The 25,828-nt window shown below is 72.0% G+C and carries 26 protein-coding genes and 1 rRNA gene; 14 read left to right on the top strand and 13 right to left on the bottom strand.

Annotation, left to right across the window (positions count from 1 at the left end; translation table 11 throughout):
- Position 1 precedes the first annotated feature (1 nt).
- Positions 2–496, top strand: coding sequence for a cupin domain-containing protein (locus ABWI04_RS14380; protein ID WP_345183161.1), 495 nt, complete (start codon positions 2–4; stop codon positions 494–496).
- A gap of 69 nt (positions 497–565) precedes the next feature.
- Here the strand turns inward: ABWI04_RS14380 and ABWI04_RS14375 are convergent, their stop codons facing one another.
- The 4 genes from ABWI04_RS14375 to ABWI04_RS14360 all read right to left on the bottom strand — a co-directional run bounded on the left by ABWI04_RS14375 (position 566) and on the right by ABWI04_RS14360 (position 4,853).
- A complete protein-coding gene (locus ABWI04_RS14375) occupies positions 566–1,831 on the bottom strand; it encodes a class I SAM-dependent methyltransferase (protein ID WP_353832688.1) in 1,266 nt (421 codons plus the stop codon).
- 89 nt (positions 1,832–1,920) lie between these two features.
- On the bottom strand, positions 1,921–3,288 hold the full coding sequence (locus tag ABWI04_RS14370) for an FAD-binding oxidoreductase (protein ID WP_353832687.1): 1,368 nt from the start codon (positions 3,286–3,288) through the stop codon (positions 1,921–1,923).
- A gap of 228 nt (positions 3,289–3,516) precedes the next feature.
- On the bottom strand, positions 3,517–4,035 hold the full coding sequence (locus tag ABWI04_RS14365) for a DUF1707 and DUF4870 domain-containing protein (RefSeq protein WP_353832686.1): 519 nt from the start codon (positions 4,033–4,035) through the stop codon (positions 3,517–3,519).
- Positions 4,036–4,070: 35 nt separating this feature from the next.
- On the bottom strand, positions 4,071–4,853 hold the full coding sequence (locus ABWI04_RS14360; RefSeq protein WP_345183170.1) for a polysaccharide deacetylase family protein: 783 nt from the start codon (positions 4,851–4,853) through the stop codon (positions 4,071–4,073).
- A gap of 200 nt (positions 4,854–5,053) precedes the next feature.
- Between ABWI04_RS14360 and ABWI04_RS14355 the strand changes: the two genes are divergently transcribed.
- On the top strand, positions 5,054–5,425 hold the full coding sequence (locus ABWI04_RS14355) for a hypothetical protein (protein ID WP_345183172.1): 372 nt from the start codon (positions 5,054–5,056) through the stop codon (positions 5,423–5,425).
- Positions 5,426–5,558: 133 nt separating this feature from the next.
- Positions 5,559–6,428, top strand: a complete 870-nt coding sequence (locus tag ABWI04_RS14350) for an alpha/beta fold hydrolase (protein WP_353832685.1) — start codon at positions 5,559–5,561, stop codon at positions 6,426–6,428.
- Between the two features lie 137 nt (positions 6,429–6,565).
- Here the strand turns inward: ABWI04_RS14350 and ABWI04_RS14345 are convergent, their stop codons facing one another.
- Positions 6,566–7,552 carry a DUF4192 domain-containing protein gene (locus tag ABWI04_RS14345; protein WP_353832684.1) on the bottom strand — a complete coding sequence of 329 codons (987 nt, stop codon included), beginning with the start codon at positions 7,550–7,552 and terminating at the stop codon, positions 6,566–6,568.
- Between the two features lie 180 nt (positions 7,553–7,732).
- On the opposite strand from ABWI04_RS14345, the gene ABWI04_RS14340 reads away from it, so the two are divergent.
- On the top strand, positions 7,733–9,784 hold the full coding sequence (locus tag ABWI04_RS14340) for an ATP-dependent DNA helicase (protein ID WP_353832703.1): 2,052 nt from the start codon (positions 7,733–7,735) through the stop codon (positions 9,782–9,784).
- Here the strand turns inward: ABWI04_RS14340 and ABWI04_RS14335 are convergent.
- From ABWI04_RS14335 to ABWI04_RS14325, 3 genes are all read right to left on the bottom strand, one after another.
- Positions 9,781–10,992 carry a pyridoxal phosphate-dependent aminotransferase gene (locus ABWI04_RS14335; RefSeq protein WP_345183179.1) on the bottom strand — a complete coding sequence of 404 codons (1,212 nt, stop codon included), beginning with the start codon at positions 10,990–10,992 and terminating at the stop codon, positions 9,781–9,783. The two genes, ABWI04_RS14340 and ABWI04_RS14335, sit on opposite strands and share 4 nt — an antisense overlap.
- Before the next feature lie 148 nt (positions 10,993–11,140).
- Complete coding sequence (locus ABWI04_RS14330; RefSeq protein WP_353832683.1) at positions 11,141–13,651, bottom strand: FtsX-like permease family protein; 2,511 nt, start codon at positions 13,649–13,651, stop codon at positions 11,141–11,143.
- Positions 13,648–14,424: an ABC transporter ATP-binding protein gene (locus ABWI04_RS14325; RefSeq protein ID WP_345183183.1), complete on the bottom strand. Its 777-nt coding sequence runs from the start codon at positions 14,422–14,424 to the stop codon at positions 13,648–13,650. The genes ABWI04_RS14330 and ABWI04_RS14325 overlap by 4 nt, the downstream gene beginning before the upstream one ends.
- Positions 14,425–14,634: 210 nt before the next feature.
- Between ABWI04_RS14325 and ABWI04_RS14320 the strand changes: the two genes are divergently transcribed.
- The 4 genes from ABWI04_RS14320 (at position 14,635) to ABWI04_RS14305 (ending at position 18,003) form a co-directional block, all read left to right on the top strand.
- On the top strand, positions 14,635–15,309 hold the full coding sequence (locus ABWI04_RS14320; protein ID WP_345183185.1) for a TetR/AcrR family transcriptional regulator: 675 nt from the start codon (positions 14,635–14,637) through the stop codon (positions 15,307–15,309).
- A 58-nt stretch (positions 15,310–15,367) separates the two neighbouring features.
- On the top strand, positions 15,368–16,369 hold the full coding sequence (locus ABWI04_RS14315) for an AurF N-oxygenase family protein (RefSeq protein ID WP_353832682.1): 1,002 nt from the start codon (positions 15,368–15,370) through the stop codon (positions 16,367–16,369).
- A gap of 200 nt (positions 16,370–16,569) precedes the next feature.
- Positions 16,570–17,388, top strand: a complete 819-nt coding sequence (locus ABWI04_RS14310; protein WP_345183189.1) for an SDR family NAD(P)-dependent oxidoreductase — start codon at positions 16,570–16,572, stop codon at positions 17,386–17,388.
- A 123-nt stretch (positions 17,389–17,511) separates the two neighbouring features.
- Complete coding sequence (locus ABWI04_RS14305; protein ID WP_345183191.1) at positions 17,512–18,003, top strand: 2-thiouracil desulfurase family protein; 492 nt, start codon at positions 17,512–17,514, stop codon at positions 18,001–18,003.
- A gap of 30 nt (positions 18,004–18,033) precedes the next feature.
- Here ABWI04_RS14305 and ABWI04_RS14300 read toward each other — a convergent pair whose 3' ends face one another.
- Entirely contained in the window at positions 18,034–18,549 is a 516-nt protein-coding gene (locus ABWI04_RS14300; RefSeq protein ID WP_345183193.1) for an Lrp/AsnC family transcriptional regulator, read from the bottom strand.
- Between the two features lie 77 nt (positions 18,550–18,626).
- On the opposite strand from ABWI04_RS14300, the gene ABWI04_RS14295 reads away from it, so the two are divergent.
- The gene (locus tag ABWI04_RS14295) at positions 18,627–19,688 is read left to right on the top strand and encodes a Glu/Leu/Phe/Val dehydrogenase dimerization domain-containing protein (protein WP_345183195.1); all 1,062 of its coding nucleotides are present in this window, start codon (positions 18,627–18,629) and stop codon (positions 19,686–19,688) included.
- Between the two features lie 90 nt (positions 19,689–19,778).
- Positions 19,779–20,333, top strand: a complete 555-nt coding sequence (locus ABWI04_RS14290) for a DinB family protein (RefSeq protein WP_345183197.1) — start codon at positions 19,779–19,781, stop codon at positions 20,331–20,333.
- Between the two features lie 72 nt (positions 20,334–20,405).
- Here the strand turns inward: ABWI04_RS14290 and ABWI04_RS14285 are convergent, their stop codons facing one another.
- Positions 20,406–21,035, bottom strand: a complete 630-nt coding sequence (locus ABWI04_RS14285; RefSeq protein WP_345183199.1) for a TetR/AcrR family transcriptional regulator — start codon at positions 21,033–21,035, stop codon at positions 20,406–20,408.
- A 78-nt stretch (positions 21,036–21,113) separates the two neighbouring features.
- On the opposite strand from ABWI04_RS14285, the gene ABWI04_RS14280 reads away from it, so the two are divergent.
- Positions 21,114–21,830 carry an SDR family NAD(P)-dependent oxidoreductase gene (locus ABWI04_RS14280; protein ID WP_345183201.1) on the top strand — a complete coding sequence of 239 codons (717 nt, stop codon included), beginning with the start codon at positions 21,114–21,116 and terminating at the stop codon, positions 21,828–21,830.
- A gap of 10 nt (positions 21,831–21,840) precedes the next feature.
- On the opposite strand, the gene ABWI04_RS14275 is transcribed toward ABWI04_RS14280, so the two are convergent.
- Together ABWI04_RS14275 and ABWI04_RS14270 are read right to left on the bottom strand one after the other, a co-directional pair.
- Entirely contained in the window at positions 21,841–22,179 is a 339-nt protein-coding gene (locus ABWI04_RS14275) for an STAS domain-containing protein (RefSeq protein ID WP_345183203.1), read from the bottom strand.
- Between the two features lie 183 nt (positions 22,180–22,362).
- Positions 22,363–23,271 (bottom strand): helix-turn-helix transcriptional regulator, encoded by a 909-nt coding sequence (locus ABWI04_RS14270; protein WP_353832681.1) that lies wholly within the window; start codon positions 23,269–23,271, stop codon positions 22,363–22,365.
- Between the two features lie 167 nt (positions 23,272–23,438).
- On the opposite strand from ABWI04_RS14270, the gene ABWI04_RS14265 reads away from it, so the two are divergent.
- The 3 genes from ABWI04_RS14265 (at position 23,439) to ABWI04_RS14255 (ending at position 25,678) form a co-directional block, all read left to right on the top strand.
- Positions 23,439–24,905, top strand: a complete 1,467-nt coding sequence (locus ABWI04_RS14265) for an MFS transporter (protein ID WP_353832680.1) — start codon at positions 23,439–23,441, stop codon at positions 24,903–24,905.
- Between the two features lie 67 nt (positions 24,906–24,972).
- Positions 24,973–25,254, top strand: coding sequence for an ArsR/SmtB family transcription factor (locus ABWI04_RS14260; RefSeq protein WP_378188805.1), 282 nt, complete (start codon positions 24,973–24,975; stop codon positions 25,252–25,254).
- Between the two features lie 34 nt (positions 25,255–25,288).
- A complete protein-coding gene (locus tag ABWI04_RS14255) occupies positions 25,289–25,678 on the top strand; it encodes a VOC family protein (protein ID WP_345183211.1) in 390 nt (129 codons plus the stop codon).
- Positions 25,679–25,740: 62 nt separating this feature from the next.
- Here ABWI04_RS14255 and rrf read toward each other — a convergent pair.
- Positions 25,741–25,828 (bottom strand): 5S ribosomal RNA (gene rrf / locus ABWI04_RS14250); the annotation flags it as partial.

Genomic DNA, 25,828 nt, shown 5'->3' with positions numbered 1-25,828 from the left:
CATGTCGCTGATCTCACCGGACTTCGACGAGTCCGTGATCGTCCGTTCCGCCGAGGCCGAGGTGATCGGCCGCTCCCCCGTCACCATCAGGCTGCTGGCCGACAGCGGCTCGACCGGCGGCGCCCTCTCCACCCAGCGCGTCACCCTGGCCACCGGCGCGGACGGCGCCAAACCGCACCGCCACGACGGTTCCGCCGAGATGTTCTACATGCTGGACGGCGCCGCCCAACTCCTCTCGGGCGAGCAGGTGGTGACCGCGGAACGCGGCGACCTCGTCGTCGTCCCGCCCGGCCTGCCGCACGCCTTCGCAGCGGCCCCCGGGGAGAGCGCCGACATCCTCATCGTCATCACCCCCGGCGTCGAGCGCTTCGAGTACTTCCGCCACCTGGAGCGCATCGCCTACGGGAAGGTCCCGCCCGAAAGCCTCCTGGACGTCCAGGAGATCTACGACACCTACTTCCTCACCAGCGCGGCCTGGGAGAAGGCGCGTGCCTGACGGCCCCGAAACGGCGACGAGCCGACCGGAATGTTCCGGTCGGCTCGTCGCCGTTCGAAGCGGCCGTCGTCACGATCCCCAGTCGGGGCGCAGCGGCATGCGGCTCGTGCCGTCGTCCTCCAGCTTCACGCCGAGCGTCTGGTGCAGCTGGATCCAGTTCTGGTTGAAGCCGAGCACGCAGCCCGCCATGTAGACGCGCCACACGCGGGCGGTTCCCTCGCCGACCTCGGCGACTGCCTCGTCCCAGTGCGCGTCGAGGTTCTCGCACCAGCCGGTGAGCGTGCGCGCGTAGTGCTCGCGCAGGTTCTCCTGGTGCCGGATCTCGAACCCCGCGTCGTTCATCTGGCTCTGGACGTAGCCCGGGCCCTCCAGCTCGCCGTCCGGGAACACGTACCGGTTGATGAACCCGTTCTCCTTGCGGGAAGGAGACGTGTTGTCCGGACGCGTGATGGTGTGGTTCAGCATCCGACCGCCCTTCTTCAGCTTCCCGTGGAGGAAGGAGAAGTAGGCCGGGAGGTTCTTCTTCCCGATGTGCTCGGTCAGGCCGATGGAGCTCACCGCGTCGAAGCCGGTCTCGGCCACGTCGCGGTAGTCCATGTGCCGGACCTCCGCGAGGTCGGACAGGCCCCGGTCGGCGATCGCCTTCTGCGCCCACTCGGCCTGCTGCTTGGACAGCGTGACGCCGAGCGCCTTGACCCCGTACTCCTTCGCGGCGTGCATCACCATGCCGCCCCAGCCGCAGCCGACGTCCAGCAGCCGCATCCCCGGCTTCAGCCCGAGCTTCTTGGCCACCAGGTCGTGCTTGTTGAACTGCGCCTCTTCCAGAGTGGCGCCCTCATGCGGGTAGCACGCGCAGGTGTAGGCCATCGAGGGGCCGAGCACCCACTCGTAGAAGGTGTTGGACACGTCGTAGTGGTGGGAGATGGCCCGCGCGTCCCGCTTCTTGGAGTGCCGGAGCCACGACGGGATGCGGCTGAACGGCGCCTCCTGCGGGGGCGGGTCCAGCCGGCGCGACGCCGCCGCGCGCAGCAGCGGATCGCGCAGCACCCGGCCGGCGATCCTCGCCTTGTCGCGCGGCGTCACGTCGCTGAGCACCTGCTGCATCGTGGTCAGCGCCGTGATCATGTCGCCGTCGACGTCGATCATGCCGGTGACGTAGGCGCGGGCGAGCCCCAGCGCGCCCGGCGAGTGCAGCAGGTACGAGACCGCGTACGGTGAGCGCACGTCGAAACGGATGTCGGCGCCGGGCACCCCCGCCCGAGATCCGTCGTAGGCCGTGAACTCCACTGGCGCCTCAGCCCCGGCGAGCTGCTCGAAGACCCTGGCCAGCGTCATTGTGGTTCCTCCTGTCTCTCCGCCCCGGCCCGGGCGGCGGCGGTCGGGCCGCCTCCCGCGCGGGGCTCCCCCGAACTGCGGGCGCCTGGTCAGCGTCCGCGCACGCACTTGTCGTAGAGGTCCAGCAGCCGCCCGCGCGGATCGTAGACCCCCTTGAGCCGCCGGTAGGTCTCCCCGTCGTAGTACCGCCAGAACTCGTCCCGGCCGTAGAAGGCCGTCGAGTACAGGGACTTGTGGCCGTCGAGGGCGGCGACCTTACGCTCGATGAGCCGGTTGTGGTACTCGGGGATCTGCCCCGGCGGGATCCGCACCGTCCCCCAGAAACCGGCGTTCACGTAGGGGCGGCCCACGTCGAGCGGGTACAGCGGCCACCGCTCCTTCGCGCGCAGCGGGCACAGCCAGATCGGGCTCATGCCCACCTTGTCGTGGAAGAACTCCAGGAACTCCGGAAGCCGCTCGACCGGCACCTCGATGTCCTGGATGACGTCCTCGCGGGGCCGCAGCCCCCGCCACCGCTCCGCGCGCGCGACGAGCTGGTACCGGCGGTCGTAGGCGACCAGCTTGCGGTACACGTCGGAGCGCTTGAACTTGTCGGGCCACAGCCGCCGGACCGTCGGGTTCTGCACGCCGAACGCGCCCGAGCACCAGAACCAGTCGGTGTCCCAGCGCCAGATGTAGTCGCGGATCGTGAGGAAGTCGACCGACCGCTGCTGGATCGACCTGTAGTAGATCTTCTGGCCGGTGTAGTCGGAGGTGTAGGGCGCGGAGTCGGCGAAGAAGCCGAGCGTGATGTACTGCTCGTCCGCGCCGAAGACCGTCCCGTCCATGAAGTCGACGGTCTCGTCCTCGAACGTCCCGGACTCGGTGATCTCCCCCAGGACGCGGGCGAGCTCCGCCGCGTCGGTGAACCGCAGGTGCCGCAGCCGGACGTAGGGCCGGACGGGGCGCAGCTCGATCTTCAACCGGAGGCTGTAGCCGAGCGTCCCGTAGGAGTTCGGGAAGCCGTAGAACAGGTCCTTGTGCTCGTTGTCGCGCGTCGCCGTGACGACCTGCCCGTCGCCGGTGAGGACCTCCAGCTCCAGGACGCCCTCGTGCGGCAGCCCGTCGCGGAACGACGTCGACTCGATGCCGAGCCCGGTCACCGCCCCGCCCAGCGTGATCGTCTTCAGCTGGGGGACGACCGTCGGCATCAGCCCGTGCGGCAGCGTCGCGTCGACCAGGTCCTCGTAGGTGGTCATGCCCTGGACCTGCGCGGTCCGCTCGTCCGGGTCGACGCTCAGCACCTTGTCGAAGCCGGAGACGTCCAGGCCGGGCGCCGCCGAGGGGTCGCGCCACCGGAACAGGTTCGAGGTCCGCTTGGCCAGCCGCACCGGCGTGCCCTCCGGAATGGCCTGGTAGGACCTCCTGAGCGCCTCCACCGCCCGCTGGTGATCGCCCTTGATCGCAAGCTCCGTCATCTACCCCTCCCTCGCATAGTTAATCGATCATCCCATGCATGGTCCACATAACTCGGACGTTAAAGGAGTCACAGGTAGAGAGGGGAATAAACCCACGGGCGTGCGCATAGGCGTCGTTCCATCTCCTGGAGGCGGCCGGTCGCGCTCGACGCGACCACGTCAACCCTCCCCGGAGGGGTCCTCCGACAAACCCGAGCCGCGTTCAACGCCAGGCCCGCGCGCCCCGCGTCACTTCACCAGGCGCAGGATCCACGGATAGCGGAACGTCTGGCCGGTCAGCGCGAAGACGGCCGCGATCGCCGACAGCACCCACGCCACCGCGTACACGACCCCGCCGACGCCGAAGGTGACGATCGTGAGCAGCAGCAGCGTCACCTGGAAGTTCACGGCCTCCGCCGCCTGCCGCCGGACGTAGGGCGACCGCTTGCCGCTCAGCAGCATCAGCACCAGCGGGCCGACGAACAGCGTGGGGACGGCGACCGCGTGCGCGGCGGCGGCCAGCATCCGGTCCTCGCCCGTGGCGGCCTCGCCCCCGGCCGGCACGGGCGCCGCCGGGACGGGCACCAGATCGAGGAGGACGGCGCCGAGGTCGTTGCGCGTCTTGGCCGTCATCGCCAGTTGCACGCGCATGTCGAACTCGTCCTCGTCGAGCCGCCCCTCGGCGTAGGCGTCCTGAAGCCGCTGGATGACCGGTTCCCGCTCGGCGTCCGAGACCCGCAGATCCCCCACCGCGTAGCTGCTGTTCATACGCCCATGCTCCGCGCGGCACCGCCGCGGGGCCATCAGGGAAGACCCTGAGGATCCCCTGAATTCCGCTGGACGTACTCCTTCCCGGGGGTCAGGCGCCCGCCGAACAGCTCGGGCACCGTGACGAACACGTACCCCTCGGCGGCCAGCCGGTCGATGATCTTCGGGACGGCCTTCACGCTCGTCGGATGGATGTCGTGCATCAGCACGATGTAACCCGGCCGCGCCGCCTTCAGCACCCGCTTCTCGACGTAGGCGGTGTCGCGGTGCTCCCAGTCGAGGGGGTCGACCGACCACAGCACCTGGGCCATCCCCAGCTCCCGCGTGATCTTCGTCAGCCGCTCGGAGGTCGACCCGTAGGGCGGCCTGAGCAGGGTGGGCGTGACCCCGGACGCCCGCCGGATCGCGTCCTGCGTCCGGGTCAGCTCGTCCATGATCTTCTTGTGGGACGCCCGCCCGAGGTCGGCATGGGTGTAGCTGTGGTCGGCGATCTCGTGCCCGGCCTCCAGCTCGCGCCGCACGAGCTCCGGATGCTTCGCCGCGTTCTCCCCCACGATGAAGAACGTCGCCCGGACCTTGCGGGCGGCGAGGATGTCGAGCAGCTCCGCGGTGCTCTCCGCGGGCCCGTCGTCGAACGTCAGCGCCAGGCACTTGGCCCGCGCGCAGTCGGGCGGCGGCGGCTTCGGAGGCGCGGCCGGTCGCGGCGGGGTCTTCGCCTTCGCGGGCTCGGCGCGCGCGATGGGTCCCACCTGGCCCTGGGCCGGGGTGAGGGTGCTCAGGAGCCCGAACACCGCGACCGCGAGCACGGCTCCGGCCACCCGCCGAACAAGGTTCGGCCCGTTCATCGACACCCCCGCGTGATGATCCCCCGAAGGCGCCAGTCTAGGGCGCGGCCCCCCGGCCCGCCGGGGTCGTCGCCGCTGTGTCGGGAACCAGGGCGCCGCCGGTCTCGTTATCGTCGTACACCGCAAGCCCGCTCCGGAGCTCCTCCGGGCGGGACCCGACGACGGGGTGAGGGATGAGGTTCCGGGACCGGTTCGGGATCCGCAGGCACCGCGGGTCCACGGTGACCAGGCTCGACAGGGAGGCGACGGACTCCGACATCGAGGCGCTGATCGCCTTCGCCCGCGCCCGCCGCGGCGTCGAGTTCTTCGTCGAGCCCGAGACGTACGCCACCGACACCACGGCCGTCGCCGTCGCCCACGACGGCGAGTGGACCCGCCGCCGCGTCGGCTCCCCCAAGGTCATCGGCAAGGTGGCCCGCGACCTCGGCCTGCCCGTCTACGACGTCCAGATCGTCGGCTACCCGCCCCGCATGCGCGCCTGGAACGACCGCAACCGCGACCGGCGCATCGACCCCGGCACCCCGGGCCAGGCCGTCTCCTCCTGACCCGCCCGCGGAGTCCCGGAGGCCGGAGGCCGGGGGCCCTCGGGTGGCGCGGGTCGCGGGCTCGTCCCCGTGCTCGGCGTCCTGGTCGATCCGGGGCCGATGAGTCTTGGTAGCGGCCGGAGTCAGTTTGGTCATGACTACGCAGGTACTCGAGACTCCCGAGGTCGACCTCGTCTACGACGTCCACGGGCCGCCGCCGGCCGCCGGCGGGCGCCCGCCGCTGTTCATGGTCGGCCAGCCCATGGACGCCGGCGGCTTCGGTGCGCTGGCGTCGCACTTCCCTGACCGCACCGTGGTCACCTACGATCCGCGCGGTCTCGGCCGCAGCATCCGCAAGGACGGCCGCGTCGACCAGGTGCCCGAGACCCAGGCCGGCGACCTGCACGCCCTCATCGAGGCGCTCGGCGCGGGCCCGGTCGAGATGTTCGCGAGCAGCGGCGGGGCGGTGACCGCGCTCGCGCTCGTGACCGCCCACCCCGAGTGCGTGACCACCCTCGTGGCGCACGAGCCGCCGCTCATCGCGGTGCTTCCCGACGCCCGGGCCGCCGAGCGCGCCCGGGCCGGCGTCCGCGACGCCTACGAGGACGCGGGCTCGGGCGCCGGCATGGCGGCCTTCATCGTGATGACGTCGTGGCAGGGCGAGTTCACCGACGCCTACTTCGCCCAGCCCGCGCCGGCCCCCGCCGCGTTCGGGCTGCCGACCGAGGACGACCGGTCCCGTGACGATCCGCTGCTGTCCGACCGGTCGTGGGCGATCAGCGACTACCGGCCCGACGTCGACGCGCTGACCGCGGCACCGGCAAGGATCGTGATCGCGGTGGGCGAGGAGTCCGGGGATACCTTCACCGCACGCACCTCGGTGGCGATGGCCGAGCTGCTCGGTCAGCGACCGGCCGTCTTCCCGAGTCACCATGGTGGCTTCGTCGGCGGCGAGTCCGGCTACGCCGGGCAGCCCGAGGCCTTCGCGCGCAGGCTCCGCGAGGTGCTCGACGACGCCGGCTGACAGTGGTCCTTCAGAACCCGGCGCCCAGGTGCTCGGCATGCTCACGCTGCCCGCCGCCCTCGCGGCTGCGGTCACCCACGACGCCGCACGCGCCACCGACCTCCGTCTGCACCATGGCTTTCCTCCCGGTAGTCCGGTCACCAGGCCGCTCGCGCTCCGCCGTTCGCCGAACGGTCCAGGTTCTGCGGACGGGCCATGCCCGTCCGCAGTTTGGCGGGTGCGATGCCTGCGTTGACCACTTCGCGGAGGATGACGGCCATGGAGTAGGCGGGGTCGGCGTCCAGGGCGCGCTGCAGGGCGACGTTGGCCAGGCCGCCGTCGCCGACGGAGTAGGCGGCGAAAGCCAGCAGGGACGCGGGCGCCGGGACGCGGGCGGGGTCGACGCGGCGGACGATGTCGCGCCAGAACGCGATGTCGGCGGCCGATGCGTCCTCTTCGAGGCGGATCCAGGTCTCGTCGCGGACGCGCGGGTCGGTGAGGACGAGGCCGAGCCAGGCGACCTCGTCGTCGGTCGGGCGGGAGCCGGTGCGGGCGCGGGCCGTCAGCGCGAGGACGAAGGCGAGGTCGTCTTCGGCGGACGAGATCGGCCGGGCCAGGTAGCGCCGCTCGGCGCGCTCGGCGGCGCGGCGCATAGCGGTGCGGGCAGGGCCCTCGGGCGGCCGGACGGAGGCGATCAGCTCGGCGCGGTCGGCCAGGGCCACGTGGCCTCCGAAGGTCGCCTCGGCGGCGACGGCGCTGGCGGAGATGTCGTACGGGGTGCCTTCGGGTGGGCAGCAGACGTCGTCGCAGGTGAGCGACCACCAGCGGCCGTCGGCGACGCGGATGGCCTCGGCGACGGGGACGCCGGCGGCGGCCAGGGCCGCGCGCATGGGCCGGGCGGCCTCCGCCACCTCGCCCGGCGGGCCGTACCCGAGCAGGAGCGAGCGGGCGAAGCCGTTGCCGGCCAGGACGGCGGCGACGCGTTCGGCGGCGCCCGGCGCCGGTAAGTCGAGCCGGATCGCGCATGTGCCGCCGGATCGTCCCTCGAAGCCGATGACGACGAGGCTGCGCGAGGGGTGGAAGCCGAGCAGGTAGGGGACGGCCGCGATGGCGTCCTGGGCGGAGCGGATCACCAGTGATGTCATGGGTCGAGGTTGCCAGGGGCGGCGGAGGCGCCGCCGCGGCTCTCGGAACTGTGGATAACTCCCGGGTGATTCGGGGCGCGGTCGTGCGGGACGGGACGCGGGTGTCGGCCGCGGGCGGTAGCGTTGGGCGACGTGCCCGCCCCTGATCTGCTGACCGGCAGCGAGACCCAGATTCCCGACATGGCGACCCTGCTCGCCGCGGCCGTCGCGTCCGTCGGGGGCGCCGAGCGCCCCGGGCAGGTGGCGATGGCGCGGGCGGTCGAGAAGGCCATCGACTCCGGGGAGCACGTCGCCGCGCAGGCCGGTACGGGGACGGGCAAGTCGCTCGCCTACCTGGTCCCCGCGATCCGCCACGCTGTCAAGGAGAAGACGACCGTGGTGGTGTCCACGGCGACGATCGCGTTGCAGCGCCAGCTCGTCGACCGCGACCTGCCGCGGCTCGCGGAGGCCCTCGGCCCGCTGCTCGGCACCGAGCTGAAGTTCGCGATCCTCAAGGGGCGCCGCAACTACCTGTGCCTGCACCGGGTGCAGACGGGCGTGCCGGAGGAGGAGGACGGCGGGCCGAGCCTGTTCGACCCGCAGCAGCTGTCCACGCTCGGACGGCAGGTCAAGCGGCTGAACGAGTGGGCCGAGGAGACCAAGACCGGCGACCGCGACGAGCTGGTGCCGGGGGTGGGCGAGCAGGCGTGGCGGCAGGTCGCCGTGACGGCGAAGGAGTGCCTGGGCGCGCAGCGGTGCCCGCAGGGCAGCGAGTGCTTCGCCGAGCTGGCGCGGGCGGAGGCCGGCGAGGCGCACATCGTCGTCACCAACCACGCGCTGCTGGCCATCGACGCCCTGGAGGAGTTCCAGGTCCTGCCCGAGCACGACGTTGTGATCGTCGACGAGGCCCACGAGCTGGTCGACCGGGTCACCTCGGTCGCGACCGGGGATCTGAGCGCGGCCGGTGTGGAGACGGCCGCGCGGCGGTGCGGGCGGCTGACCGAGGAGCACCTCGCCGACCGGCTCAAGGAGGCCGCCGAAGGGCTCGGCCTCCTGCTGGAGGAGATGCCCGCGGGCCGGATGGACGTCCTGCCCGGCGGCCTGGGCAACACGCTGGCGTCCGTCCGGGACGCCGCGCACGCCTGCGTCACGGCGCTCGGGCCGGAGAAGAAGGACGCCGACCCCGGCGACATGGCCGCGCGGAAGGCGGCGCGGTCCTCGCTCGAGGAGCTGCACGACACGGCCGTGCGGATCCTGGAGGCGTTCCAGCCCGAGATGGCGCAGCGCTTCGACGTGGTGTGGCTGGAGAAGCCGTTCGTCCCGGAGGGGCGCCCGAAGCGGCCGCCGGCGCTGCACGTGGCGCCGATCGGTGTCGGCGGGCTGCTGCGCGCGACGCTGTTCGAGCAGCGCACCGCGGTCCTCACGTCGGCGACGCTCACGCTGGGCGGGTCGTTCGAGCCGCTCGCCCGCCAGTGGGGGCTGCCGCCGCTGGACGAGGGCGGCCCGAAGGACGCCAAGACCGCCGCCGAGGGCCTCGCGCGGACCGCGACGGAGAAGGGCGAGGAGACCGAGGTCGTCTGGTCGGGGCTCGACGTCGGTTCGCCGTTCGACCATCCGAAGGCGGGCATCCTCTACGTCGCGCGGCATCTGCCGCAGCCGGGGCGGGACGGCCTCGCCGACGCCTATCTGACCGAGATCACCGAGCTGATCGAGGCGGCGGGCGGGCGGACGCTCGGCCTGTTCTCCTCGATGCGCGCCGCGCGCCAGGCCGCCGACGAGCTGAAGGACCACCTGTCCCACCCGCTGCTGTGCCAGGGCGACGACTCCACGTCCCTGCTGGTGAAGCAGTTCGCCGAGGACGAGCGCACCTGCCTGTTCGGCACCCTGTCGCTCTGGCAGGGCGTGGACGTCCCCGGCCCCTCGCTGCAGCTCGTCATCATGGACCGCATCCCGTTCCCGCGCCCGGACGACCCGGTGTCGTCGGCGCGGTCCCGGGCCGTCGCGGCGCGCGGCGGCAACGGGTTCATGGCGGTCGCGGCGACGCACGCGGCGCTGCTGCTCGCGCAGGGCGCGGGCCGGCTGCTGCGGTCGATGGACGACCGCGGCGTGGTCGCCGTCCTCGACCCGCGGCTCGCCACGGCCCGCTACGGCGGCTTCCTCAAGAACTCGCTGCCGCCGTTCTGGGCGACCACGGATCCCGCCGTCGTCCGCGGCGCCCTCCGCCGGCTGGACGCCGCCGCGACGCCGTCCTAGCCGCGGTAGGCGGAGAGGAACTCACCGATGCGCCCGACGGCGTCCTCCAGGTCGTCGGCGTACTGGAGGGTGACGATGCGGAAGTGGTCGGTGGACGGCCAGTTGAAGCCCGTCCCCTGGACGATGAGCAGCTTCTGCTGCTCCAGCAGGTCGAGGGCGAAGCGCATGTCGTCCTCGATCGGGTACATCTCCGGGTCCAGGCGCGGGAAGACGTAGAGGGCGCCCGTGGGCTTGACGCAGCTGACGCCCGGCAGGTCGTTCAGGAGTTTCCAGGCGCGGTCGCGCTGCTCGCCGAGGCGTCCGGTCGGCAGGACGAGGTCGTCGATGCTCTGGTAGCCGCCGAGCGCGGCCTGGATGGCGTGCTGCCCCGGGACGTTCGGGCACAACCGCATGTTGGCGAGGATGTCGAGGCCCTCGATGTAGGACTCGGCGTGCTCCTTCGGCCCGGACAGCACCACCCATCCCGAGCGGAACCCGGCGACGCGGTAGTTCTTCGACAGGCCGCCGAAGGTGAGGCACAGCAGGTCGGGGGCCAGGGACGCGATCGGGACGTGCTCGGCGTCGTCGTAGAGGATCCGGTCGTAGATCTCGTCCGCGAAGATGATCAGGTTGCGGCGGCGGGCGACCTCGACGATGCGCGCGAGCACCTCGCGCGAGTAGACGGCGCCGGTCGGGTTGTTCGGGTTGATGATCACCAGCGCGCGGGTGCGGTCGCCGATCTTGGACTCGATGTCGTCCAGGCTCGGCTGCCACCCGTCGTCCTCGTCGCACAGGTAGTGGACGGGGGTGCCCCCGCACAGCGACACCGACGCCGTCCACAGCGGGTAGTCGGGCGTCGGGATGAGCACCTCGTCGCCGTCGTTGAGCAGCGCCTGCAGCGTCATGACGATGAGCTCGGAGACGCCGTTGCCGAGGTAGACGTCCTCGACGTCGACGCCGGTGACGCCGCTGTCCTCGAAGCGCTGCACGATGGCGCGGCGGGCGGGGAGGATGCCCTTGGAGTCGCTGTAGCCGTGCGCCTCCGGCAGGTTGCGGATCATGTCCTGGAGGAGCTCGGGCGGGGCCTCGAACCCGAAGGGGGCCGGGTTGCCGATGTGCAGCTTGAGGATCTTGCTTCCCTCGTTCTCCAGCTGCTTGGCGCGCTTGAGGACCGGCCCGCGGATGTCGTAACAGACATTGGTCAGCTTGCCCGACTGGTTGACCTGCATGGACTTACCTTAGCCACGGCGCGCCCGCGACACGCGGCCCGCCCCGCGACGGCCTCGCGACCTGGGAGGACGCCCCGTTCCCCCGGCGTGGCGCCGGGGGAACGGGGACGGGTGCGTCACGGTACGGCGATGTCACGGTGCGGCGACGTCACGGGGCGGCGATGGCGGACAGGATCGCCAGCCGCGCCGCGCGCCGCGCGGGACGGATCGCGGCGAGCGCCCCGGCGACCGCGCCGACCACGGCGATGACCGCGACCTGCGCGAGGGGTGGCGCGAACGGGTTGCCGAGGGCGGTGCCGAGGCCCCAGCCCAGGAACACGCCAAGGACGAGCCCGCCGCCGGTGCCGAACAGCGCCACGATGACCGATTCCCAGCGCACCATCGACCGGATCTGCGGGCGCGTCGCGCCGACCGCACGGAGCAGGCCGAGTTCGCGGGTCCGCTCGTGGACGGCCAGCGACAGCGTGTTGGCGATGCCGAGCAGCGCGACGACGATGGCCAGGATCAGCATCCCGTAGACGACGCTGACGAAGCCGGCCATCTCCTCGGTCTGCGCCGCCACGAACTCGTCCCGCGACTCCACCTCGGGCGCCCCGTACGGCTTGGCCAGCGCGGTGAGGGCCTGCCGGGCGGACGCGACCGACGCGCCGGGCTTCAGCTCGACGAACGCCCTGGTGTCCAGCGGCTGCCTGGTGTGCGCGTCCCATACGGTCCGCGGGACGAGGTAGTCGCCGGTCAGATCGGTGTTGCCGTAGACGGCGCCCACGGTGAGCTTCTGCGAGGCGCCGTCCGCGAACGTCACGCCGACCGCGGTACCCACGCGCCAGCCGTTGTCGTCTGCGGCCTTCTTCGAGACGGCGAACGTACCGGCGTCGTCGAGGCCGCCTTGGGTGACGTCCAAGTCGAGGACGCGGCGCAGGCTGGACGGGTCGGCGACACTGACGGTGGACGGCGCGCCGTTCACCCGCATGCTGCCCGTCCCCATCCCGGCGACCTCGCCCACCTGGGGCAGTTTCGCCGCCTCCCGCACGAGCGAGGTGGCGAACCCGCCGGTCTCGTTGGTGCCCGCGTCCACGACGATCGGGCCGTCGAACGACCCGGCCACGCCGTCCTCCAGGGAGGCGCGCAGCGATCCGAGGAGCACCGTCATCAGCGTGACGACCCCGACGCCGATCATCAGCGCGGTCGCCGCGCCGGCCGTGCGCGCCGGGCTGCGCGTGGCGTTGTCGCGCGCGAGCTTGCCGGACACGCCGCGCAGCCGCGCCGCGGGCCCGCCGAGCAGCGCCGCGACGGGGCCGGCGGCGACGGGGCCGAGCACGACCATCGACACGACGGTCACGACCGCGCCCGCGGCCGCCATCGCCATCTGCCCGGTGGCCGCGCCGAACGCGACGGTCCCGACGGCCACCGCCGCGAAGACGCCGCCGACGATGACGCGGGTCTCCGACGGCCGGGACGCCTCGGCCGAGACCTCGCGCAGCGCGGCCAGCGGCGGCACCCGCGACGCCTTCAGCGCCGGGCCGAGCGCGGCGGCCAGCGCGACCAGCAGGCCGACCGGGACCGCGATCATGACCGTGGTGGCGGCGACGGTGAGGCCCTCCAGCGCGATCCCGATGCGGAAGCGGACGAACAGCTCCCGCAGCAGGGCGGCGAACCCGAGCCCGCCGGCGAGCCCGGCGAGGGTCGCGGCGGCGCCGATCACCAGCGCCTCGAAGCCGACGATGGTGACGACCTGGCGGCGCCCGGCGCCGAGCGCGCGCAGCAGGGCCGACTCGCGGGTCCGCTGCGCCATCGTGATCGCGAACGTGTTGTGGATGCTGAACGCCGCGACCAGCAGGGCCACCCCGCCGAAGGCGGCCAGGACCGTCCGGAACACGCGCAGGAAGCCGTTCTGGACGAGGCTCATGCCCTCCTCGACCTGCGCCTCCTTCGTGAGCGCCTGGACTCCGGCGGGCAGCGCCGCCCGCACGCGGGACGCCAGTTCCGCCTGGTCGACGCCGTCCTGCGCGCGGACGGAGACGCCGCTGATGCGGTCGGCGCCCTTCGCGACGTGGGCCCGGGCGCCTTCGAGGGAGAAGGCCGTGAACGACGTCTCGCCGAAGGCCTCCTCGTCGCCGAACATGCTGATGCCGACGACGGTCACCGGAACCTTCTCCGGCGTGAGGACCGCCGTCCGGTCCCCCACCTTCAGGCGGCCCTCGTCGGCGAACATCCTGTCGATGACGACCTCGTCCGGCGCGCGAGGCGCCCGCCCTTCGGCGAGCCGGTAGGGGTTGAGCTTCGGGTCGGTCTTCCAGTTGCCCGCAGTCCGGGGGCCCCGCGACTGGATCACCGTGCCGTCCTTGGCGAGGAGCTGCCCCGACCCCTCGATGGTCGGCTCGGCGTTGGCGACGCCCTGCACCCTGCGCACCCGGTCCAGGACGGACGCGTCGATCTGCCCCCGCGCGCCCCACGGCGCGTCGCTCACCCTGGTCGCGTTCCTGACGACCACGTCCGTGTCGCCGTACGCGCTGGAGACGTACCCGTCGATGCTCGCCGCGAGGGTGTCGCCCAGGACGAGCGTCCCGGTCAGGAACGTCACGCCGAGGAAGACCGCCAGCAGGGAGCCGGCCAGGCGGCGCTTGCGTCCCCACAGCTCCTTGAAGACGAGCCCGGTCATCGGTGGTCCCCCAGCCCTCGCATGCGGTCGAGTACGCGGTCGGCCGTGGGGGCGTCCATGACGTCCACGACCCGGCCGTCGGCGAGGAACACCACCGCGTCGGCGTGCCCGGCGGCGACCGGGTCGTGGGTCACCATCGCCACGGTCTGGCCCAGGTGGTCCACGGCGTCGCGCAGCAGCGCCAGCACCTCGGCGCCGGTGCGGGAGTCGAGGTTGCCGGTCGGCTCGTCCGCGAACACGATCTGCGGGCGCGTGACCAGGGCGCGCGCGAGCGCCACCCGCTGCTGCTGCCCGCCCGACATCTCCGCCGGGCGGTGCGACAGCCGGTCCCCCAGCTTCAGGACGCGGACGACCGTGTCCAGCCATTCCCGCTCCGGACCCGCCCCCGCGAGGGTCAGGGGCAGGAGGATGTTGTCGCGCGCCGTCAGCGTGGGGAGCAGGTTGAACGCCTGGAACACGAACCCGATCCGCTCGCGCCTGAGCCGGGTCAGGCGGCGGTCCGACAGTGCCCCGAGCTCCTGGCCCCCGACGTAGACCCTGCCGGACGTCGCGTCCTCCAGGCCCGCGACGCAGTGCATGAGCGTGGACTTCCCGGCCCCGGACGGACCCATGATCGCGGTGAACCGCCCGGCCGGGAACTCCACGCTGACGTCGTCGAGCGCCCGCACCGCCATGGCGCCGGACCCGTAGACCTTGCCGAGGCCCACCGTGCGGGCGCCGCCCGCGCCGGCGTCCTCGGCGATCGATCGCCTTGCTTCCGCTGCGTTTCCCATGACCGGGATCGTGGCCTCACGCCACGGGGCCCGTCGTCGGGCCAGGAGATGCACTGCGCCTGCTCCCCGGGGAGGCCCGCGCCCGCCGCGGGTACGTCCGGCGCGGTACGGCCGGCCGGCGAAGATCAATAAGACCCGGCGTCCAATTGTGATGCGGGCAACATACATGCAGGCTTGATTGCATGTATGTCGCGCTCGTACCTTCGGAGCGTGTCAGTAAGCAGCCGCAGACGTCACCGGCTCGCCTCCCCCGGGCGCCGCACCCAGGAGGAGCGCCGGTCGCGCACGCAGGCCAGGCTCCTGGAGGCCACCACGGAGTGCCTGGTGGACCTCGGCTGGGCCGGGACGTCCACCACGGAGGTGGCGCGCCGCGCCGGCGTCTCGCGCGGCGCGCAGCAGCACCACTACCCGACGAAGATGGTCCTCGTCGCGGCCGCGCTGGAGCACCTGCTGGAGGCGCAGCGCCTGGCCTACGAGACGGCCTTCGCGGTGCTGCCGGCGGAGCGCCGCAACGTGTCGGGGGCGCTCGACCTGCTCTGGGAGGTGTTCCGCGGCCGCCCGGCCAAGGCCCTCATGGAGCTGGCGGTGGCGGCCCGCACCGACGACGAGCTGCGGCCGCTGTGCCGCGACCTGAACGAGCGGATCCTCCAGGTCATCACGGAGACCTTCGAGCGGCTGTTCCCCGACAACACCCTTGCCCCCGACTTCGTCTCGACGACGCTGCGCACCCTGTTCGCCATGTTCGTCGGGCTGTCCATCCAGAACGCGCTGGACGACGACGCCGACGGCCACCAGGCCGCGGTGCTGCGCCAGGTCAAGGACGTCGCGCAGTTGATCGTCCCCGAGCGGGGCCAGGCGGAGGCCCCGCCCCGCACCGGCCCCTAGCCACGACCCGTCACACATCGGCCCCGGCCGACCGCACCACCCCGAGGGAGCGTCCCCCATGCCGAAAGCCCCCACCGAACTCGCCGACGAGGTCCGCGAGCAGGTCAAGGACAAGAAGTCGTACCTCGGCGTCATCGACCGGCTGAACAAGGCCTCGGTCGAGAAGCACTGGGAGGCCTACGCCGACATCCCCTGGGACGACCCCGAGTTCCTCGTCGACAAGAACGACCCGCGCTGGGTGCTGCCCCCGTTCGATCGGCTCGGGGAGACGGAGTGGTACCAGTCGCAGCCGCAGGAGGTCCGGTCGCAGATCGGCCTCTGGCGCGTCGCCACCGCGATGAAGATCGGGCTGCAGTTCGAGAACCTGCTGAAGCGCGGGCTGCTCAACTACGCCTACCGGCTGCCGAACGGCCGCCCCGAGTTCCGGTACGTCTACCACGAGACGACCGAGGAATGTCACCACGGCATGATGTTCCAGGAGTTCGTGAACCGGACGAAGATGCCGATCCGCGGCATGCCGCGCGCGCTCAACCTCATCGCGCAGGCGGCCCCGTGGATCCCGCTGGTCAGCACCGAGATGTTCTTCGTCTTCGTGCTCGGCGGCGAGGACCCCATCGACTACGTCCAGCGCAAGTCCCTCAAGGGCGGGCACATCAAGCACCCCCTGGAGGAGACCATCATGAAGATCCACATCGCGGAGGAGGCCCGGCACATCTCGTTCGCCCGGCACTACCTCAAGCACCGGGTCCCGAACATGCACCCGTTCCGCCGCCGGATCCTCGGCATCGCGACGCCCGTCGTCCTCGGCGTGATGGCGCGGATCATGCTGTCCCCGCCCGGGCCGATGGTGCGGCACTTCGGCATCCCGAAGGACGTCGTCCGCGCCGCCTACAAGAACGACGCGGCACAGGCGGAGATCGCCAACTCGGTCGGCAAGATCCGCGACCTGATGGCCGAGCTCGGCGTCGTCACGCCGGTGAACAAGCAGGTCTGGAAGGCCTTCGGCATCTGGGACGAGCCCAAGCAGCGCCGCGCCGTCGAGCCCGCCAGGGCCGCCTGACCCGCCTCCCGGCCCCGGCCACCTCCAGAGCGAGCGCGAGGACGAGTCGGCGGCGGCGAGTTTGTCGCCGCGGTGAGTACCGGCGGCCCGCACCGCCGCCTACAATCCACGCAATTGAACAGAAAATCCAATTAGCCAGTGCGGTCCGGGCTCGCCCCACCCCCGAGCCCGGACCCGCTGTCGACCGAGCGGAGCGCGCAATGAGCATCGCGATCGTGACCGGAGGAGCGTCCGGCATCGGCCGTGCGATCGCCACGTCCCTGGTGGCGCGCGGCGACACCGTCGTGGTCACCGACATCAACGCCGAGGGCGCCGCGCGGGTCGCCGACAAGCTGAACACCCTCGGCAGGGGCAAGGCCGCCTCCGCGGCGCTCGACGTCACCGACGCCGACGCCGTCACCGACCTCTACAAGGGCGTCAAGGCCGACCACGGGCGCCTCGACCTGGTATTCAACAACGCGGGCATCGCGGTCGGCGGGCTGGCCGAGGAGCTCACCCTCGACCACTGGAACCGCGCCATCGACATCAACCTGAAGGGCGTCGTGCACGGCGTCCACGCCGCCTACCCGATCATGCTGGAGCAGGGCCGCGGCCACATCGTCAACACCGCCTCGCTCGCCGGGCTCGTCCCGATGCCGATCGGCATCCCCTACACCGCCACCAAGCACGCCGTCGTCGGCCTCTCCCTCGGCCTGCGCGCCGAGGCCGCCGGACGCGGCGTCAAGGTCAGCGTGGTGTGCCCGAGCTTCGTGGACACCCCGCTGCTGCACAACGTCAACCCCGACCTGCCCGAGACCCCGCTGAGCGGCGACGCCACCGGCGACATCGCCAAGGCGGCCCCGCGCCTCTACACGGCCGAGAAGCTCGCCCGCGACATCATGCGCGGCGTCGCCAAGAACCAGGCCCTCATCGTCGCGCCCGCCCACGGCCGCCTCGCCTGGCGCGGCGTCCGCCTCAACCCGGGCGCGGCCGTCCGCGTCGCCCAGATCGCCGTCAACCGCATCCGCGCCGGCCAGTAGGACCGCCACCCGCTTCCCCTTCGACCTGCGACGTCTTCGGGTGTCGCGGGTCGAAGGCGTGGCGCTCGCACCGCTCCGACTTCCGCGAGGGCCGTGGGGCGGTCCCCGCATAGGCTGGGCGACGTGGAACGCATCCTGGTCAGCTCGTGCCTTGCCGGGCGGCCCGTCCGCTACGACGGCGCGGCCAAGCCGGTGTCCGGCGGCCCCTTCGAACGCTGGCGCGCCGAGGGCCGCCTCGTCCCGTTCTGCCCCGAGGTGTCGGGCGGCCTGCCCGTCCCCCGCCCCGCCGCCGAGATCGTCGGCGGGGACGGCGGCGACGTCCTCGACGGCACGGCCCGCGTCGTCACCGGCGGCGGCGCCGACGTCACCGGCGAGTTCCTCCGCGGCGCCCGCCTCGCTCTGGAGGCCGCGCAGCGGTCCGGCGCCCGTCTCGCCCTGCTCAAGGAGGGCAGCCCGTCCTGCGGCGGCCACCGCGTCTACGACGGCACCTTCACCGGCGCGTCCGTCCCCGGATCCGGCGTGACGACCGCACTCCTGCGCCGCTCCGGCATCCACGTCTTCACCGAGGACGAGCTGGACGCACTGCAAGCCCTCCTGAACGACCTGGAGAACTGACGCCCGCAGACGGCGTCCTGTCCTTGCGGCTCACGGCCGGGAGACCGGCGGTTCGAGGGGCGGCAGGGTCTCCCGCCTGCTGCTCTGCCGTGGCGGCAGAGGGTCGAGCACCGGGTTGGTGAGGTGCTGGTAGATGATCGAGGTGCGGAAGCTGACGATTTCCCGACGGTTGGTGAACTGGTCCAGGAGGAACGCGTGCAGATGGTCGATGTCCTGGGCCGTGACGTGGACGAGGAAGTCGTCGCTGCCGGCCATCGTGTAGACGGAGACGACCTCCGGCAGCCGGGTCACCGACCGTTCGAAGGCGCCGACGACGTCTCGGCGCAGCGGCCGGACCTGGGTGAACACCATCGCCTGGACCGAGCGGTTGAGCGCGGGCAGCGACACCTGGGCCCGGTATCCCCGGATGATGCCGCGCTTGTGCAGAAGCCTGGTGCGTTCGAGGCAGGTGGACGGCGCGATGCCGAGTTTCTCGGCGAGGGCGCGGTTCGACTGCCGACCATCGGCCTGCAGATGATGCACGATCGCCGTATCAAGTTCGTCCACGATTGCCTCCCCGACGCCGTTCCGAATTTAGTTCGGCGCACAGCCGATTGAGCCGCACAACACTCTAGCTTCGGGCCATGAGCCGAGCATTCACCCACGAAGAGGTCGTCATCCGGTGCGGACGCCGCTCACGGCTGCCGCTGATCGTCGCCGTCCACTCCCGTCTTCTGGGCCCGGCGGTGGGCGGCTGCCGGTTGCGCCGCTACGACACCTGGCAGGACGGACTGACCGACGCCCTGCGCCTGTCGGAGGCCATGACCTACAAGGCCGCGGTGGCCGGTCTGGACTTCGGGGGCGGCAAGAGCGTGATCGTCCTCGACCGGGAGACCGAACTCACCGGGGACCTGCGCGAAGCCGTGCTCCAGGACCTGGGCGAGCTGGTCGGCTCCTTCCAGGGCTCCTACCGGACCGGCCCCGACGTCGGCACCGGCCCAGAGGACATGACGATCCTGCGGCGCTTCTCGCCGTACGCTTACTGCGCGCCCGAGAAGGACGGCGGGACGGGCGATTCCGGCGGCCCCACCGCCGTGGGCGTCCTGGCCGCCCTGCACGCCGGCGCCCGTCACGTGTTCGGCGACGTCTCCTGCGCGGGCCGCACCGTGGTGATCAGCGGATTCGGGTCGGTCGGCAGCGGCATCGCCGCCGGCCTGGCCGCCGAAGGCGCGCACATCGTGGTGTCGGACGTGGAGCAGTCCCGCAAGAACGCCGCCCTGGCGTGCGGCTACGGATGGGTCGAACCCGATCAGGCCCTGTACGCGCCGGCCGACATCCTCGTCCCGGCGGCCGTCGGCGGCGTCCTCGACGAGGCGACCGTCCCCCGTCTCACCGCGCCCCTGGTCGTCGGCCCGGCGAACAACCAGCTCACCGGAGAGTCCGTCGCCGACACCCTCTCGGAGCACGGCATCGTCTGGGTCCCGGACTACGTCGCCAGTGCCGGGGGCATCGTCTACGCTCTCAGCCGGGAATCGGAGAATTGCAGCCACGAGGCCGCCCAGAAGAGGGTGGAGGGTATCGGCGACACCGTCAGCCATGTTCTCGGCCTGGCCCGCACGACCGGAATCACCCCGCTGCGGGCCGCCCGGGAGATCGCCGAACGCCGGCTCGCCTCCGCCGCCTCACACGTCCGCGCCGACCGATGACATGGTCTGGACGACGCCGGGCACCTCGTTCCCGCCACCGAGGGCTTCCCCGGCGCCTTGCCCTGCTCCCCTCCCCCAGGAAGGCAGAAGATGGACGACACGCCCCGCCGCAGGAGAAGCGAGATCTTCGGTGAAGAGGAGGACGGCCGATTCGCCTTCCCCGCCGTCGGGGACGAGCGGGCGTTGCTCACCGGCGTCCTCGCCGCGCAGCGGTCGACCCTGGAAGTGAAGTGCGCCGGCCTGAACGCCGAGTTGGCCCGGCGGTCGGCGGAGCCGTCCACGCTGTCGCTGCTCGGCCTGGTCCGGCATCTCGCCGACATGGAGCGCCGCTGGTTCGGGACGGTCCTGGCCGGCCGGGACGCGCCCGCCCGCTTCTCCTCCGCCGAGGACCCCGACGGCGATTTCGACGGCGCCGCCCCGGACCCCGAGGTCATCGCCGGCGCCTGGCGCGCCTGGCGGGAGGAGGTGGCCTTCGCCGACGCCTACATCGCCGAGGCGCCGCACCTCGACGTCGAGGGCCGCGACGCCTGGCGCGGGCGGGTCTCCCTGCGCTGGGTGCTCATCCACATGATCGAGGAGTACGCACGGCACAACGGTCACGCCGACCTGCTCCGCGAACGCATCGACGGCGCGAGGGGCCTGTGAGCGAGGACGGGACGGGCCCGCGCCCCGGCATCCCCATCGCGGCGCGCACTGGGCGGCCGCCAGCGCACCGGCTCAAGCCATGAAACGGGTGATCTGCTCGGGGGTCAGTGCCGGGACGGGGAGCGGTCGCGCCGCCTCGGAGCGCAGCCCGTCGAGGAAGAACCCGAGGCAGCGCCGCCAGGCGTCGGGCGCGACGTCCGCCGACTCCCGGATCACCTGCGACATCGCCCACATCAGCGTCACGACGTCCTGCGGCTCGAAGTCGGGACGCAGGGCGCCGGCCTCCTTGGCCCGGGCCATGATCGTCACCAGGTGCCCGAATCCCCGGTCGCAGGCGGTGTTCAACTCGGGGGCGAGCGGGAAGCGCCGGGCGAGCGCGTCGTTGAGCCCCCGGTCCTCGGCCTGCAGCGCGAACAGCCCCTCGATGTAGACGACGAACCCGCTCCAGGGATCGGGATCGGCCAGGGACCGCTCGACGATCTCGTCCAGCGCGGCCAGGCGGGCGGGGAAGATGGCGTCGAAGAGGCTCTCACGCGAGGGAAAGTGGTTGTAGAGCGTGCCGATGCTCACGCCCGCCCTCCGCGCGACCTCGTCCAGCGGCGCGTCCAGGCCGCGTTCCCCGAACACGGCCGCGGCGGCGGCCACCAGCTTGTCCCGATTCCGCACGGCGTCCGCCCGAAGCGGCCTGCTCTTTCCGGCCATGCCTCCATCCTATGAAGTTGAGGAAAGCCTCGAGTTTCATGCTAAATTGAGGCCAACCTCAACTTACAGGAGTTGCGCATGTCCTCCACGACCGTCGTCATCGGGGCCGGACCGGGTCTCGGCATGTCCGTCGCCCACCGCTTCGGACGCGAAGGCCACAAGATCGTGCTCATGTCCAGGAACGGGGCGCGCCACCCCGGCTACATCGCGGCGCTGGAGGCCGAGGGCGTCGAGGCCACGGCCATCGCGGCGGACGTCCGCGACCGCGACGCGCTGCTCGCCGCGCTCCGCGGGATCGGCCACGTCGACGTCGTCTACTACGGCCCCGGCGCGTCGGATCTGAACGCCCGGCCCGTTCCCATCACTTCGGCGGACGTGCCGGCCGCCCAGGAGGCGATGCGCTCGGTGTATCCCGCGATCGACGTGGTCGGCGCCGTCCTGCCCGGCATGCTGGAGCGCGGCGGCGGCGGGCTGCTGTTCGCGGGCGGCCTCAGCGCGGTCGTCCCGATGCCCATGCTCGGCGGTCTCGCGCTCTCCTCGGCGGCCCTGCGGAACTACGCCCTGACGCTCAACGCGGCCCTGACCGAGAAAGGGATCTACGCCGGGACGCTGACGATCGGCGGCCTGATCGAACGCGGCGACATCCACCGGATGGTGACGTCCCAGCAGGACGGCCTGGACGGTCTGGACGGCCTCAGCATCCCCACCCTCGATCCCGACACCATCGCCGACACCGCGTGGGACCTCTACGCCAAGCGCGACCGCGCCGAGGCGGTCTTCAACGCGCTGGCCTGAACCGGTCCCCTCAGGTCGGCCGGTCCTGCTGGGCTGCGGTGAGCGCCTGCTCCACCGAGTCGTAGAGCGGAATGCCCTTGGTGACCGGCGGCACCGGCTCCGCGATGCCGGTCAGCCGGTGAAGCCTGCGGTGCCGTTCGTGAGTGGAGACGAGCAGAACGCCCCCGCCTCGTTCGAGCAGGCGGTAGTGAGCCCCCATCAGCACGCCCAGACCCGGCGCGTCGACGTGGTCGGCATCGTCAAGGTCGACGATCACGTGGCGGGGGCCCTGCTCGCCCTGCCACCTCATCGCGGCGAGCAGTTCCTCTCGCACACCAGGGGCCGTGTAGACGTCGAAGTCCCCCGCCACACGGACGATGGCGGGGGGCTGGTCTCACGCGTGCTGCATGTGCGATCTCCTCATCTGTCCTTGGCCGACTATGGGACGCGGCTCGCTCTTCGACCGTTCCGCCCAGGCGTTCCCCGTGTGCGAGCATCCGGCCCGCGGGGCGGCCGAGCCGCCACCCCGGCGGCGCCCCCGCGGCCGGGGCCGCTACGCGGGGCGTGACCGCTCCGAAGTGAAGTCGAGCGCGCCGGGGTGAGGGTCGGCGATCTCGTCGGCGATGCCCGTGAGCAGGCTCAGGGCCGCGGCCGAAGGGGTGCCCGGGTCGGCGGTGAACACCGCCATGCGCTGGCCCTCGTCGTTGGACAGCTCCATGATCTCGTTGTTCAGCGTCATCGCCCCCACCAGCGGATGCCTGAACTCGCGGACGTACCGGACGGCGCAGTCCTGGACCGGATGCGCCGCCCACAGTGACGCGAACTCGGGGCTGTGCACGGCGAGCTCGCCGATGAGGCCGGTCAGCTCCGCGTCGTGGGGGTGGCGGACAGAGGTCATCCGGACGTCCGCGACCGTGTCCCGGGCCTTGGTCCGCCAGTCGGCGTACAGCTCGCGCGTGTGCGGATCCAGGAAGACGAGGCGGGCGATGTTCGGGCGTGCATGGGGCTGGTCGGGCGCCTCGAAGGGGAGGTGCCCGGCGAGCAGCGCGTGCGCGGCGCGGTTCCAGGCGAGCACGTCGTAGCGGCGGCCCATGATCAGAGCTGGGGTGTCGCCGAACGCGCCGACCATGAGCCGGACGGCCGGGCGCAGCCGCTCCGGCCGCGGGCGCCTGCGCGGTGCGGACTTCTGACGGGCGAGGCTCCGCAGGTAGGCGTGCTCCGTCTCGTCCAGCTTCAGCACTCGGGCGATCGCGTCGAGGACGGCCTCCGAGGCGTTGGGGCTCTGGCCCTGCTCCAGGCGCGTGTAGTACCCGGCGCTGACGCCGGCGAGCTGCGCCAACTCCTCGCGGCGCAGGCCGGGCACGCGCCGCCGCCCGCCGTAGTCGGGCAGACCGACGTCCTCGGGACGGAGCCGTGCGCGACGGCTGCGCAGGAACTCGCCGAGCTCGGATCGCTGCTCCATGCCGTCCAGCATGCTCGCTTCCGTCCTTTTTCGCCTGCACCTGCCAGGTGTAGGCACCGCAAGCGTGCTCTCAGCGAGGGGCTGGGTAGCGCTCGCGATTCGCCGCAGGGTGGGCCGTGCCGGGACGCCGCCGTGCGCCCTGGCACGACACATCAGGAAAGGCGAACATGACGAACGACTTGATCCGGTTCGCGCGCTCCAGCGCACTCGACCGCCGCGAATGGCTGATCCTGGTCACCCTGTGCGGCGCCACGTTCATGACGGGACTGGACTACTCCGTCGTCACCGTGGCCCTGCCGGAGATAGGACGCGATCTGGGCTTCGCGACCACCGGTTCGCTGCAGTGGGTCGCGACGGCGAGCCTGCTGCCGACCGCGAGCCTGCTCCCCCTGTTCGGCCGCGTCTCCGACATCGTCGGGCGCCGCCGGCTGTTCGCCCTCGGAGTCGTCCTGTTCGGCGGCTTCTCCCTGGCGGCGGCACTGGCGAGCGCGCCCGCACCGCTGATCGCCGCCCGCGCGGGCCAGGGCGCGTCCGCCGCGATGATCACTCCGACGGCCGTCGCGCTGCTGACGGCGGCCTTCCCCGAAGGACCTCGCCGGACGCGGGCGCTGGGCGTCAACGGCGCGGTGCTGTCGCTGGGATTCGTCCTCGGCACCCTGGGCGGCGGCGTCATCACCAGCGGGCTGAACTGGCGCTGGACCATGCTGCTCCTGGCCGCCATCAGCGGCCTGGTACTGCTCGGCACGACCACTCTGCCGCGAGACATCGGCACCCGCGCCACGGCCCGGCTGGACGTTCCCGGTGCCGTACTGGCGAGCGTCGGCCTGTTCGCTCTGGTCTACGCCATCTCGACGGGCGCGGACGCAGGGTGGGCGAGCGCGCCAACGCTGGGGTCCCTCTCGCTGGCCGTGCTCTGCCTGAGCGCGTTCCTCCTGGTGGAGCGGCGGCACCCGGTCCCACTGATCCCGCTGGACCTGCTGAACAGGCCGACGGTGAAGTGGGGCGGCCTCGTCGGTTTCGTCACCCTCGGCATGTGCGGCGGTACGACGGTCCTTCTCAGCCTCTACATGCAGGACGTCCTCGGCTACCCGGCTCTCGCCACGGGCGCCGGTTTCCTCGCGGAAGGCATCGCGGCCCTCGTCGCGGGCCTGCTGGCCGTCCGCCTGATCACAGCGCTGGGCAGGGCACGCGCCATGAGCCTCGGCCTCGCCGTGCAGGGCCTCGGCACAGGCGCGATGATCCTTCTTCCGGTGGAGGGCGGACTCCCTCTCCTGCTCACCACGTCCGGCGCCATGGGCTTCGGTCATGTCCTGACGGTCGTCTCCTTCATCACCGCCATGACGTCCGGTCTGCGGGACGACGAACAGGGCGCCGCAGGCGGCCTGTCGCAACTGCCGCAGTTCCTCGGGGGCATCGGCACCGCCGGCCTGGCGGCCATCGCCACTGCCCGCACGGGCGCGCTCTCGCCCACGACGGACAAGGTCAACGCCACCCTGGGCGGCCTGCATGCGGCCACTCTGGCGGCCGGCCTCATCTGCCTTGCCGCCAGCGCCCTACCGCTGCTCCTCCGGTTGGCACCCCTCCGTCCGGCCGCCGGCACGAGCCGTTCCAGAAGGCAACGCACCTCCTCGTAGCGGAGCCCCGCACGGTCGATCTTGACAGGCAAGCGCACACTTGCCTAACGTTGGGTGAGTGGGAGACATGTTCAAGGCGTTGGCCGACCCCACCCGGCGCACCATCCTCGACGAGCTGACCCGCCAGAACGGCCAGACTCTCTTCGAGATCTGCGGCCGCCTGACGACCACGCACGGGCTCGGCTCGTCGCGGCAGGCGATCTCGCAGCATCTCGACGTCCTCGAGGCCGCCGGCCTGGTCGAGACCAGACGCGAGGGCCGGTACAAGTTCCACTACATCAACACCGGCCCGCTCCAGTACATCGTCGAGCGGTGGCTCCGCAGGGCCACGGGCCCTGAGCGTCCGTGACGGCGGCACCGACGAAGGCCGAAAGGGAACCGAGATGAGAATCAAACTGACGAGCGTGTTCGTGGACGACCAGGAGAGGGCCCTCAGGTTCTACACCGACGTACTGGGGTTCGAGAAGAAGCACGACGTTCCCCTCGGCGAGGACCGGTGGCTGACCGTGGTGTCCCCGAAAGACCCGGACGGCACCAATCTGCTTCTCGAACCGAGCAGCCACCCCGCGGTGAAGCCGTTCAAGGAAGCGCTCGTCGCCGACGGCATCCCGTTCGCCTCGTTCGACGTCGACGACGTCAAGGCCGAGTACGACCGGCTGCGCGGTCTCGGAGTCCGCTTCACCCAGGAGCCCGTCGAGATGGGCCCGGTCGTCACGGCCGTGCTGGACGACACCTGCGGCAACCTGATCCAGATCGCCCACCGGCCCGTCTGACCGCCCACCACGACAAATGAGAAAGGCCCCGCCGGTAACGGCGGGGCCTTTCTACAATATGTGTCCGGCGGCGTCCTACTCTCCCACACGGTCTCCCATGCAGTACCATCGGCGCTGAAGGGCTTAACTTCCGGGTTCGGGATGGGACCG

This window comes from Actinomadura sp. NPDC000929 (assembly GCF_040492065.1).
GTDB lineage: Bacteria > Actinomycetota > Actinomycetes > Streptosporangiales > Streptosporangiaceae > Spirillospora > Spirillospora verrucosospora.
This window is presented reverse-complemented; position numbering and strand designations above follow the sequence as displayed.

Coding starts and splice junctions, on each gene's coding strand:
- ABWI04_RS14310 (WP_345183189.1), top strand. CDS start 16,570: ATGAGCATCGCGATCGTGACCGGAGGAGCGTCCGGCATCGGCCGTGCG.
- ABWI04_RS14380 (WP_345183161.1), top strand. CDS start 2: ATGTCGCTGATCTCACCGGACTTCGACGAGTCCGTGATCGTCCGTTCC.
- ABWI04_RS14265 (WP_353832680.1), top strand. CDS start 23,439: ATGACGAACGACTTGATCCGGTTCGCGCGCTCCAGCGCACTCGACCGC.
- ABWI04_RS14295 (WP_345183195.1), top strand. CDS start 18,627: ATGAGCCGAGCATTCACCCACGAAGAGGTCGTCATCCGGTGCGGACGC.
- ABWI04_RS14330 (WP_353832683.1), bottom strand. CDS start 13,651: ATGACCGGGCTCGTCTTCAAGGAGCTGTGGGGACGCAAGCGCCGCCTG.
- ABWI04_RS14335 (WP_345183179.1), bottom strand. CDS start 10,992: ATGCAGGTCAACCAGTCGGGCAAGCTGACCAATGTCTGTTACGACATC.
- ABWI04_RS14370 (WP_353832687.1), bottom strand. CDS start 3,288: ATGACGGAGCTTGCGATCAAGGGCGATCACCAGCGGGCGGTGGAGGCG.
- ABWI04_RS14345 (WP_353832684.1), bottom strand. CDS start 7,552: ATGACATCACTGGTGATCCGCTCCGCCCAGGACGCCATCGCGGCCGTC.
- ABWI04_RS14350 (WP_353832685.1), top strand. CDS start 5,559: ATGACTACGCAGGTACTCGAGACTCCCGAGGTCGACCTCGTCTACGAC.
- ABWI04_RS14270 (WP_353832681.1), bottom strand. CDS start 23,271: ATGGAGCAGCGATCCGAGCTCGGCGAGTTCCTGCGCAGCCGTCGCGCA.
- ABWI04_RS14315 (WP_353832682.1), top strand. CDS start 15,368: ATGCCGAAAGCCCCCACCGAACTCGCCGACGAGGTCCGCGAGCAGGTC.
- ABWI04_RS14285 (WP_345183199.1), bottom strand. CDS start 21,035: ATGGCCGGAAAGAGCAGGCCGCTTCGGGCGGACGCCGTGCGGAATCGG.
- ABWI04_RS14325 (WP_345183183.1), bottom strand. CDS start 14,424: ATGGGAAACGCAGCGGAAGCAAGGCGATCGATCGCCGAGGACGCCGGC.
- ABWI04_RS14365 (WP_353832686.1), bottom strand. CDS start 4,035: ATGAACAGCAGCTACGCGGTGGGGGATCTGCGGGTCTCGGACGCCGAG.
- ABWI04_RS14255 (WP_345183211.1), top strand. CDS start 25,289: ATGAGAATCAAACTGACGAGCGTGTTCGTGGACGACCAGGAGAGGGCC.
- ABWI04_RS14355 (WP_345183172.1), top strand. CDS start 5,054: ATGAGGTTCCGGGACCGGTTCGGGATCCGCAGGCACCGCGGGTCCACG.
- ABWI04_RS14260 (WP_378188805.1), top strand. CDS start 24,973: ATGTTCAAGGCGTTGGCCGACCCCACCCGGCGCACCATCCTCGACGAG.
- ABWI04_RS14340 (WP_353832703.1), top strand. CDS start 7,733: ATGGCGACCCTGCTCGCCGCGGCCGTCGCGTCCGTCGGGGGCGCCGAG.
- ABWI04_RS14375 (WP_353832688.1), bottom strand. CDS start 1,831: ATGACGCTGGCCAGGGTCTTCGAGCAGCTCGCCGGGGCTGAGGCGCCA.
- ABWI04_RS14280 (WP_345183201.1), top strand. CDS start 21,114: ATGTCCTCCACGACCGTCGTCATCGGGGCCGGACCGGGTCTCGGCATG.
- ABWI04_RS14290 (WP_345183197.1), top strand. CDS start 19,779: ATGGACGACACGCCCCGCCGCAGGAGAAGCGAGATCTTCGGTGAAGAG.